This is a genomic window from Paenibacillus sp. 32O-W (assembly GCF_007679495.1).
GTDB lineage: Bacteria > Bacillota > Bacilli > Paenibacillales > NBRC-103111 > Paenibacillus_L > Paenibacillus_L residui.
Map to the genome: position 1 here is coordinate 1 of NZ_VEGP01000100.1, position 10,949 is coordinate 10,949.

Sequence of the window (10,949 nt, forward strand, 5' to 3'; positions counted from 1 at the left end):
GCACGTACGGATCTGTGAGGGGTAAGGGGCACAATCCTCGAAGGAAAGGCCCCGCCTACTCGACCTCGTCTTTGCGATGTTGTTGCCGACCCGGATGCAAGGTGCTTTCTCTTACTCCTTTGTTCCAATGATTCAAAGGGCAACGATGAAAGAGAAGGGCAAATGTGAATGGATATACTGGCCTAACACTTCTTTCGAAAGCTATCACGGTTCTTTCACAGTTTTGTCCGTTCAGGGCGCTTCTTATTGCATCATTACAATCAGCCGGAACCGTGTCTCATTTACCGTCCATTTGCCTGTTATCCCCTTCGCTCAGTGTCCCGTGCATACCTTCATCGTCTCTTGATCTTGGTCCATTTGTCTGTTATCCCCTTGGCTCAGTGTCCCGTGCATACCTTCATCGTCCCTTGATCATGGTCCATCTGTTTGTTATCCCCTTGGCTCAGTGTCCCGTGTATACCGTCATCGTCCCTTGATCATGGTCCATTTGTCTGTTATCCCCTTGGCTCAGTGTCCCGTGCATACCTTCATCGTCTCTTGATCTTAGTCCATTTGCCTATTATCCCCTTCGCTCAGTGTCCCGTGCATACCTTCATCGTCTCTTGATCTTGGTCCATTTGTCTGTTATCCCCTTGGCTCAGTGTCCCGTGCATACCTTCATCGTCCCTTGATCATAGTCCATCTGTTTGTTATCCCCTTGGCTCAGTGTCCCGTGTATACCGTCATCGTCCCCTGATCTTGGTCCATCTGTTTATTATCCCTTTCGCTCACTGTCCTCGTGCGAGGGAATTCGGGCTAATATCGATCATCGTTTTAAAAGTTATAAAAAATGGTTGAAGTCAAATCAGGTGATGGAACCCGGGTCATCGCTCCTGTCTGAGTCAACGGGATAATAGTCCCAAGCTTAGAGAGAGGAAGAAATACGAATGAACATCGAGAGGCTGCTTTACGTCAGAGTGTGTCAGAGTGTACACACACTTCGCTTCGCCCGGATTGCACACTGCTTCTTTCCTCCCTGGGCTTCACGGTTCGTTTTTTGGCGGGGGGGAGATGAGCCGGGGCCTCTCTGAAGGGGCTTTTGTTAAAGATTATTTCACTTTTCTTTATGTTTTCTTAAGGATTAATTGAATTACTTTTCAGCTCTTTTTCCTATAGTTATTTATGCCGGAAGCAGGAGCTCCGGAAATGAGGATACAGAAAGGTCGCAGCGTGAAGTTCTGTATTCAGAGCTCCATCTAGTTTCTTTTATGAAATACGCACTCCATCAATAATTAATATCCGGGAGGATTAGAGATGACAACGAATCTGTATGTATTATATGGCGGGAAATCGGCGGAGCACGAGGTTTCTCTCTTGACGGCCCTCACGGTGCTGAACGCATTGGACAAGCAAAAATATAATGTTTATCCCATCTATATTACGAAAGCAGGAATATGGTGCAGCCTTGGCCTGCTCGATCATGAGCTGACCGACGTCACCGAGCTGCAGGCGGAACACCCGGACACCCGTCCGGCGGCCTCGATAGGCAATCTGCTGTGCAAGCTGTTTTCGGAAGGGACGGAACAGAAGGTCGTTCTTCCTGTGCTTCACGGGACTAACGGGGAAGACGGAACCGTCCAGGGCTTGCTCGAGCTGATGGATGTTCCTTATGTGGGCAACGGAGTTCTGTCCTCCGCTGCCGGGATGGACAAGGTCATCATGAAGGATCTGTTCGCTCAAGCAGGAATTCCGCAAACTGATTATACCGCACTGCTGCAGCATGAATGGCAGAGCGATGCGGAGCGGGAATGCTTGCGGATCGAGGGGAGGATCGGCTATCCCTGCTATGTTAAACCGGCCAACCTTGGCTCCAGTGTGGGCATTAGCCGGTGTGACAACCGCCAAGACTTGTGCCGAGCTGTCCACATAGCGCTGCAGTATGACCGGAAGCTCGTGATCGAGAAGGAAGTGATCGGCCGGGAAATTCAGTTGGCGGTCATCGGCAACGATCACCCGCAATGCTCCGTGGCCGGAGAATTTATTAAGGAACTGGATTTTTTTGATTACGATAAAAAATACAAGAGCGGCCGGCTTATTCAGCAAATCCCCGCCCGCCTGACCGACGATATACACAGCCGGTTGATGGATCTGTCCATTCAAGCCTTTACGGCGTTGGACGGGGCCGGATTGATGAGGGTGGACTTTTTCGTTACCGACGATAATGACATTTATATCAATGAAGTGAATACCCTGCCGGGGTTTACGAAAATCAGCATGTTCCCGACGTTATGGGAAAAAACGAACGGCACCACCTACGCTCAGCTCATTGACAAGCTGATTGAGCTGGCTTTGGAGCGGCATGAGCGGAAGCAGGCACGTAATTACAGGAGAGATGAATAATGATTACCAGAACCTTACGTCAAATAGCGGAAATGATCGGAGCAGACCTGCCCCGGGAGGCCTATCGGAACACGATAGTGCGGGGAGTATCCATAGATACGCGTTCCGTACAGGATGGAAATTTGTTCGTTCCGATCATTGGCGATCGCTTTAACGGTCACAGCTTCGTCAGGGAGGCGCTGGCCGGCGGTGCCGCGGCTGTACTCTGGGACCGCAAGCAATTGGATCCGCCGCAGGACATCCCTCTGGTGCTTGTCGATGATACGGTGGATGCTCTGCAGAGTCTGGCCAAAGCATATCGTCAGCAGCTGGCGGTGAAGGTTATCGGGATTACCGGCAGCAACGGAAAAACATCGACCAAGGATATGCTGGCCGCCGTCCTGTCTGTGAAGTATAAGACTATGAAAACGCCGGGTAATTTGAATAACCATCTGGGCGTTCCATTAACCCTGCTGCGATTGGAAGAGGATACGGAAATGGCCGTTGTAGAGATGGGCATGTCCGGATTGGGGGAAATCTATCGTCTGGCCTCGCTGGCCAAGCCCGATGCAGCGATCATCACTAATGTGAGCGAGGTTCATCTGGGCGATTTGAAGACCCGGGAGCGGATAGTCCAAGCGAAGCTGGAAATTCTATGCGGTCTGCGGAAGAACGGCCTGTTCATCTATAACGGGGATAATCCCCGGTTAACCGACCGGTTGGACGAGCTTACGGTGGAGTTCGAAACCGTATCATTCGGCAGCGGTCGCGGGCAGCAGCTCTATCCTGTCGAATACCGGCTTGAGGACAAGGGGGTCCGCTTCTCCATTAACGATCCTGATTGTCCGCCAATGTTTATCCCTCTTCTTGGCCGACATCAGGTGATCAATGCGCTGAGCGTCATTGCTGCCGCCCGCCACTTTGGACTTACTTATGAGCAGATCAGGCAAGGATTTCTGCAAGTGGAAGCTACCGGAATGCGCAACGAACTAGTTCAGGCCGGTCGATGCCTGATTATCAACGATGCTTATAAGTCGAACCCTACCAGTTTGCGGGCTGCGCTGGACACCTTATACTCCTTGAATCCGGACAAGCGCAAAATTGCGGTTCTTGGAGATATGGTCGAGCTTGGGGAGGAGTCGGACCGAATGCATCGGGAAATCGGAGAGCAGTTGGACGGGGAGCGACTGAACGCCCTGTACACATTGGGCACCTCGGCGGCACATATTGCCCAAGCGGCCAGGAAAAATATGGAGGAGAGCCGGATTACCAGCTGTATGGATAAAGAGCAATTGGCCGAACTGTTAAAGGAAGAGCTTCATGAGGATTGCATTATGTTAATCAAAGGTTCCAGGGGCTGGCAGCTTGAGGAAGTGGTCGAGACTCTCAGAAAAGAGGCGAGCGGATATGGTGGTTAAACCGAGGTACCGACATACATGGGCAGATGTGCATCTGGACGCAATCCGCCACAACATTAAGGAAATCCGCAGGCGTCTGCCTCAGAAGACAAAGTTCATGACGGCCGTGAAGGCGGACGGATATGGGCATGGTGCCGTACAGGCGGCGGCCGCCGCTTTACAGGCCGGTTCCGATGCGCTGGCCGTAGGTCTGATCAGCGAGGCGCTGCAGCTTAGGGAAAGCGGCATTCAAGTACCTATTCTCGTACTGACGCCGGCACTTCCGGCCGATGCGGACCTGGCGGCGGAATACGGGATTTCCCTGACGGTTTGCGATGAAGGCTGGCTGAGGGAGATGAGACGGCACAAGCAGAGCCGCAAGCCGCTGCGTGTGCATGTCAAAATGGATACCGGCCTCGGCCGCATCGGCATTCGCCATTTCTCCGAATGGGAAGCGATGGCCCCATATTTGCAGAGTGAAGACCTCATTGTGGAAGGGGTGTATACTCATTTCGCAACAGCCAATCAGGCGGACTCAGATTATTACAAACGGCAATTCAGCCGCTTTAAAGAGATGAGAGGGTGGGTAGCTGATTCCGGTTTTGCCGGCTTTATTGCACATTGCTCCAACAGCGCAGCGGCACTGCAATATCCGGAGTTCTCTCTCGATATGGTGCGGGTAGGGGCTGCTGTCTATGGAATCAATCCATGTGACGGGGAAGTCAAGCGGAGATTGGATGTCGAGCTGAAGCCGACCTTGTCCCTGCATTCGGAAATCGTGCAGGTCAAATATGTAAAGCAGGGCGAAAGCATTGGTTATGACCGTTCCTACACGGCTGTTTGCGACGAGTGGCTGGGCACCGTCTCCATCGGTTATGCGGACGGCTGCTGCAAAGGGTATCAAGGCTTCTATACGCTTGTTGATGGACAAGCGGCTCCGATTGCCGGAAATATTTGCATGGATCAAATCATCATCCGGCTGCCCCGATATTATCCCGTCGGTACACCGGTAACGCTGATCGGGAAGCAAAGGGACAGGGAAATCAAACTGAACGACCTGGCCGATCATATCGGGAGCATCCCCCAGCAAGTTCTGGCCATGATAACCGCCCGGGTGCCCCGGATCTATCGAGGAGCGGAAAGCATGAGCGAGATCATCTCCGCTCGTGCGCTATCCAAAGCTACAGGCTAATCATTAAGAAGAGAAGCGGGGCGGAAGCGCGGGAAGCAGGCCGGCTATGCCGGCGAGGATATGTACAATAATAACCGTCCGACAGCGTATCTGCCGGACGGTTTCTTAATTAAGAACTATGGGCCGGAATCCGCTTAACACTCCACTAGCCTGCTTCACTAGATTAGGATTTGCGGAATCGATGCCAATTGCTTTTCTCAACCTATCCAAAAGTAGGCAACCGTGATGACGACACCGGCGAAAATCAGAAACAGCAATGTCCCTAACAGCTCTCTGTTAATTCGCTTCGGATCGTTCTCATCCACAGGTGGCTTGTTCTGCCGCATGTTCCTCAGGCTCCTCTCTGTATAGAAATGTTCACCGGAACAAATCTATACGGAAGCCCACGAAAGTGGACGTAAACTTGATAGGCATCAGAAATTGCCGATGCCGCAGTTTGAAGATCATTAAATCTGCATAACGAAAACGAAAAAGCGGCAGCAGCTTCTTCCGGAGAAAGATCAGATATAAAACTACAGCGATGAGAACGGCCATTGTAGGCTCGAAGCTTCTGACGACGGAGTGGAGATAGGAATCCGGCTGCCGTGATGACAGCAAAGGATCGCCGATCGTTAAAGGGCCGTCAGACTCGGATATACCCACGGGAATCGAAGCTGCAACAAGCAGAAAGGAAAGCAGCAGAAGTCCCATTCTACCTCTTGAATTCATGGAAGCCACCTGTATCCATATATTTTCCCCATCGTATCATTCCGGGATGGCTGCTGTCTATTCCGTCGGTATTTCTTTGATCCGGTCGGATAACAAACCGTCCGAGGAATGGTTTTCCCCTGTAACAAAATGCTTCATGTAATACGATACATAACTGCCGTAGCGGGAAGCCGAGGCTAGAAGAAGTTCATCTACATAATGCACTCCTGAAGAAAGGCTGTCCAGCATCGCCGCCGAAGCTGCCGCGTACAGTCCGCAAGCGACCTGAAAATAGGTGGCGCTGATTCCGAATTTGCGAAAGATGGAACGATTGTCCAAAACATTATACATATAGCGTTCTTTATCCTCGTATACTAGCAGCACCCCGACCAGGTCCTCGCCCAATAATTCCGCTTCCTCGGGATCGAGCACCCGGTGATGCCAGTCCCATAAATCGTCCACATTGTCCAGATTCGTTCGGATGATATCGGTCATGTATTCGCTGACCCGATAGAGGAAGCCGACCTCCATGTCATACAATTTCCCTAACGTGACAACCTCTTCATGCGGCATAAGGCAGCCGTAGAAGCTTTTGTCCCCAAGGGTGACCTTGAACTCCAGCTCGTACACTTCTCTAAAAATGACGAAAGGAGAACGCCATTTCATAAACACCGGGTAATTTAATATGGCTTCGTCAAGGAAACATTCAGGTGACCAGGAGGAGTAGACGGTGTTGGCTTGAATGACGGACGGATCTCTATAGAAGGAAGTATCCTGTTCTACTATATAACAAGCGAGCGGACGTTCATCGGGGTAACGGTTAATCATCTCTATGGCCATCCACTGGACGACCCCCGGGTTCATTCCCGAGCACAGAATTCCTTTCATATTTGTATACTTATCCCTTGCTTCATCTACAATGCGATATCTTTCCAGCAGGGTGAATCTCTCCACGGCCTCCGTTTCGTCCACCCAAGTATTTTCCAGAGCCGAGTTGATATAGGAAATGCCGAATTCATTGCAGCATTCCAGCATGCCGACGGTATCGGCCCAGGAGACATCAATAACGAGATTGGTCCGGGTATGGAGCAAATGCTCCTTAAAGCGGTCCGTGTCTGCCAAATCGAACGAATGTACGGCCAGTTTGTCAGCCAGGGACGGATATCTTGTCCGGTAATGATTCAATGGTTTCTGCCGGATATCTATCAAATGGATTTGACTGTTCTGAAGAAGGGAGTGGAGTGGGGCGGAAGCGTGTTGACAGGAATGATTTAACAAGGCAAGCAATGCTTTGGCTACCCCTCCGCTGCTTCCGAGCAGGCTTATCACCAAGTTAGTTGCCAATATCGTTCACCTCTTTCATCAAATTCCAGCCAGGCCGAATAAGGCTAAAACGTAGTCAGGATCGAATCCAACGGTCTCAGGCCTGCGGCGACGGCATGGACTTTTTTTCTGAATTTGCGGGGAATGAGATGCTTCAGAGGCTGATCCACCTGATTAAAATATTTGAAGGCTTCCGCGGCCATCTCATCCCACAACCGGTAATAATGCAAATAATCGTCGGGCATGACTATAGTCCGGGAGGTGCCTTCCTCCGGCACACATACAAAGGGCTCCTCATCCCCCAAAATTCCATAATCACTCGTTAACTCTTCGCCGGGATGGATGTCCCTCGCCGCTAATTCCAGTTCATACGCCGTTCCTATACAATTAGGATTAAAGCTGTGATTGATGTATCTTCCGTGGTCCCAGCACAGAACATATTCTCCTTTTTCATTTTGGTAAGCGTATTTGTAGACGATATCCCGCCGCAGCGGTTCCAGAGAATCGACGTAATCCTCGTCCAGAATCATATCTAAGTCATCCAATACCCAAACAATAGTTCCTTTAGGAATAAATTTGGTCGCGAATACGCCGAGCCCTATCTTTTCGTTAACGAAGCGAAGCTCCGTATCCGGATGAATCATACAAACCACCGTCCTCAAAATTTGATAAAGCAATTTAATAGATTTATCTAATAGTAATAGAGTATTTAATAATGAGAGATTTCGTGATAGAAATGGGTCTAGCTATCGCGGAGTCATGCAGGAGCGGAGAAGATAACGGCGAGGGAGGGGCAAAAAATCAATCAGTTAGGGGAGGGGATAATGGCGTTGAGCAGTAAAAGGAAGGGGATGGCCGATTTTGTAAAGGATGGTTGTCAAGGCTTAATGGTTGACAATTTCCTTATTCTGCTATACAATTTGATTACGCTTAATTTCCGATTATCACATCGGAAAGCGGGGGAACCAGTTATTGGGGCGAATCATTGCTTTACGAATGTAGGGAACCATCTTCCCGAGCCCGTCAGCTAACCTCGTCTGCAGTGGATGGGTCAAGACTGATATAGGAGCAAACTTGCTTACACTTTGACCCTTGTAGGGTCTTTTTGTGTATAGGGTCCCGCCGCTGACAGAGATGGGCTTTCCGTCAGGGCGGGACATTTTTGCTTTTATACACTGATTGGAATGGGGTGTTGAACGTGGATACCGAAGAATCGATTCTAAGCGAACCTCCGCCTATAGGCTCTTGGTTCCTGCTCATTACTAAGATAGGAAGAGACACGACTTGAACAGAATAAAGGAGGAATTGGAATGGCCCAGCCGAAGTATATCACCGATATCGACAAGATAACGGCTATACCGGAGGAAGAGAGACAAAAGCTTAAGCAAATAACGGAGAAGTTCGTTTTTCGGGTTAACGACTATTATTTAGGATTAATCAATTGGCAAGATCCCCATGATCCCATTAAGAAGCTGGTAATTCCCAATGAAGGAGAGCTTCTCGAATACGGCCGCTGGGATGCTTCCGACGAGGACACGAATTATGTGGTTCCCGGCTGCCAGCACAAGTATAAGACAACAGCTCTGTTGATTGTGTCGGAGGTTTGCGGCGCTTACTGCCGATATTGCTTCCGCAAACGGCTATTCCGCAACGATGTCAAAGAGGCGATGCTGGATGTAGATCCGGGAATTGAATATATTTCCCGGCATCCCGAAATCAACAACGTCCTGCTGACAGGCGGAGACAGTCTGATTCTCGCCACCTCCAAGCTGAAGATGATTTTCCAACGGCTTCGGGAAATCAAGCACGTCAAAATTATTCGCCTCGGCTCCAAAATCCCCGTTTTTAACCCAATGCGGATATACGAAGACCAGGAATTGCTGGATACGATTCGGACTTATTCGACTCCTGAACAACGAATATATGTAATGGCTCATATTAATCATCCGCGGGAAATTACACCGGAAGCGAAACGGGCATTTCAGGCGCTTCATGAAGCAGGAGCCATTGTTGTCAACCAGACTCCGGTGCTGAGAGGAATTAACGATGACCCTGTCGTTCTGGGAGAATTGTTAGACCAGCTATCCTGGGCGGGCGTCACTCCGTATTATTTCTTTATCAACCGTCCGGTTGCCGGTAACAAAGATTTTGTACTCCCCTTGAAGCGGGCTTACGAGATCGTGGAAGAAGCCAAAGCTCTCACTTCCGGATTGGGTAAGCGTGTGCGCCTCTCGATGAGCCATACTTCCGGCAAAATTGAAATTTTGGCGATTCAGGACGGCAAAGCGTATTTGAAATATCACCAATCCCGAGAGGGGCATTATGGCCGGTTTATGGTATTGGATTGCCCTGACGATGCGGCCTGGTTCGATGATTTGCCGGGCAATGAACAGTATTGGGAGAAGCCCAGGAAGAAAACCGATCAGGTGGTCTCTGTCAATGAGCTCCCCGACATGCCGCAAAGAAGGAGAGCAAGAGTAGCCCAGTCATAATTAATATAGCAGTGATATGAATACGAAGGCGTTCTGTGCTCCGGACTGAGGCAGGCGCCTTCATCGCGTTTTCGGAGCCGGGATTAATCTTCCACCCGGAAAAAAGAGCGAAGGGGTGTTGGTACGCCCCTTCGCTCCTGCTAATGATTTAATAAGTGCCATTGCTTGATAAATTCCGCGGACTGCCGGATATCGTGCAGCCATAAATGCTCCCGCATCGATTCCGAAAGCTCACCGGTTAGTGTAATTACTTCTTAACTTTAAACGTGTTGGTTGCGTCGATATAAGTTTGCTTGTTATCATCCATTTTATTGGCATTCGTCCAGAAAATTACTTGGTGGAAGCCGTTTTCGGATTCTACCAGTGTAAACAGATAAGCGATCTTGACTTTATCCACTTCTCCCCGGACTTCAAACTGGATGCCTTTGTTACCGTTAATATCTGTTTCAACAGGATCGGAATGGACGGCGTTGCCGATGAGAGAACCGTCTGTCTGCATGGACATAATCAAATCGTAGTATTCTTGCAGCGTAAATCCGTCGTCGAAATCTGTCTTGGGCTCGTTAAGAACCATCAGATAGTTCTCGTTTCCTGCAGAGAGATTAAGGGCTTGGAGGTCGGCTTCGTCGTTCAGCCCATTAGCTTCCGTCCAGCCGCCCGGCAGTGTAATTTCCGTCAAGTCTGCACTATCGGTAAGTACGACATCCTTGCCGCTCGTCTTGGAATCCGAACCGTTCCCGGCCGTAGTTTCAACATCATCTTTCAGAACCCGGAAAGAATTAATGACGTTAGTAAATTCTTCCTCGTACTCATCATAGCGTTCATCCAATGTCCAGGCAGCCAATTGATAGAAACGGTTGCCTTTCTCCAGGTATGTAATCAAATAACGGACTTTGATACCGGTAATCTCGGCCGAAATAACGGCTTGTTTTGCGGGGATGCCGTCAATTTGAATATCTTTGGTTTCACTGATTTTTGTATTTTCCGCGGTCATTTCGATGTTCTGATTAGCAACGGTCATGAAATCATCAAGCGTAGTATCGTCAGCAAATTCCGATTTAGCGAATGGAACAGCAATCACGTACTTTTCTTTCACAAGGTTGGCTGCGCCCAGAATGGCCTGCGCGTTTAGCGAGTCATTCTCTTTCCAATCCTTAGGAACAGTAATTTGCACGCTCTCGTCCTTGCTCTTCAGCTCTTTCCCGTCCGCCGCAGGCTTCTGGCTGGCCGTCGGGGAAGCCGAAGGCTCGGTGGATGCCGTAGGACTTGGCGAAGGGTCGGTTGTTGTCGGTGGTTTGTTATCCGAACCGCATCCGGACAAAATTCCCGCTGTTAGGACGGTAGTTGCCAACAGCACGTTCCATTTTTTCTTCATCATCGTACTTAACTCAGCCTTCTTTCTATAAATTGATAAATTAACAACATTTAACATGAAATCGGAATGTGGATAACTCAAATCTGTGGATAACCCGTCTTTGTCCCCAGAATCCCCGTTCAATG

General features: G+C 49.6%; 9 protein-coding genes and 1 riboswitch. Of the genes, 4 read left to right on the forward strand and 5 right to left on the reverse strand.

The genetic code is table 11. From position 1 onward, the window contains the following. Positions 1-1,293 precede the first annotated feature (1,293 nt). From FS806_RS23840 to alr, 3 genes are read left to right on the forward strand one after another with little or no spacing between them, the layout of a single operon-like run. Positions 1,294-2,379, forward strand: a complete 1,086-nt coding sequence (locus tag FS806_RS23840; RefSeq protein WP_144941680.1) for a D-alanine--D-alanine ligase — start codon at positions 1,294-1,296, stop codon at positions 2,377-2,379. Continuing rightward, positions 2,379-3,776 (forward strand): UDP-N-acetylmuramoyl-tripeptide--D-alanyl-D-alanine ligase, encoded by a 1,398-nt coding sequence (locus tag FS806_RS23845; protein ID WP_144941682.1) that lies wholly within the window; start codon positions 2,379-2,381, stop codon positions 3,774-3,776. The genes FS806_RS23840 and FS806_RS23845 overlap by 1 nt, the downstream gene beginning before the upstream one ends. Then, positions 3,766-4,947, forward strand: coding sequence for an alanine racemase (gene alr / locus FS806_RS23850; RefSeq protein WP_144941684.1), 1,182 nt, complete (start codon positions 3,766-3,768; stop codon positions 4,945-4,947). The genes FS806_RS23845 and alr overlap by 11 nt, the downstream gene beginning before the upstream one ends. Before the next feature lie 197 nt (positions 4,948-5,144). Here the strand turns inward: alr and FS806_RS26900 are convergent, their stop codons facing one another. The 4 genes from FS806_RS26900 to FS806_RS23865 are packed head-to-tail and all read right to left on the reverse strand — an operon-like array spanning position 5,145 to position 7,601. After that, positions 5,145-5,273 carry a hypothetical protein gene (locus tag FS806_RS26900; RefSeq protein ID WP_260982238.1) on the reverse strand — a complete coding sequence of 43 codons (129 nt, stop codon included), beginning with the start codon at positions 5,271-5,273 and terminating at the stop codon, positions 5,145-5,147. A 31-nt stretch (positions 5,274-5,304) separates the two neighbouring features. After that, positions 5,305-5,655: a hypothetical protein gene (locus FS806_RS23855; RefSeq protein WP_144941686.1), complete on the reverse strand. Its 351-nt coding sequence runs from the start codon at positions 5,653-5,655 to the stop codon at positions 5,305-5,307. A 57-nt stretch (positions 5,656-5,712) separates the two neighbouring features. Continuing rightward, positions 5,713-6,981 carry an S-adenosylmethionine decarboxylase related protein gene (locus FS806_RS23860; RefSeq protein ID WP_144941688.1) on the reverse strand — a complete coding sequence of 423 codons (1,269 nt, stop codon included), beginning with the start codon at positions 6,979-6,981 and terminating at the stop codon, positions 5,713-5,715. Between the two features lie 41 nt (positions 6,982-7,022). Further along, positions 7,023-7,601: an SET domain-containing protein gene (locus FS806_RS23865; protein WP_144941690.1), complete on the reverse strand. Its 579-nt coding sequence runs from the start codon at positions 7,599-7,601 to the stop codon at positions 7,023-7,025. Between the two features lie 273 nt (positions 7,602-7,874). After that, a riboswitch (cyclic di-AMP (ydaO/yuaA leader) is annotated at positions 7,875-8,014 on the forward strand. A 253-nt stretch (positions 8,015-8,267) separates the two neighbouring features. Here FS806_RS23865 and FS806_RS23870 point away from each other — a divergent pair. Then, the gene (locus FS806_RS23870; RefSeq protein WP_144941692.1) at positions 8,268-9,449 is read left to right on the forward strand and encodes a KamA family radical SAM protein; all 1,182 of its coding nucleotides are present in this window, start codon (positions 8,268-8,270) and stop codon (positions 9,447-9,449) included. A 247-nt stretch (positions 9,450-9,696) separates the two neighbouring features. Here FS806_RS23870 and FS806_RS23875 read toward each other — a convergent pair whose 3' ends face one another. After that, positions 9,697-10,827 (reverse strand): PsbP-related protein, encoded by a 1,131-nt coding sequence (locus tag FS806_RS23875; protein WP_144941694.1) that lies wholly within the window; start codon positions 10,825-10,827, stop codon positions 9,697-9,699. Positions 10,828-10,949 lie beyond the last annotated feature (122 nt).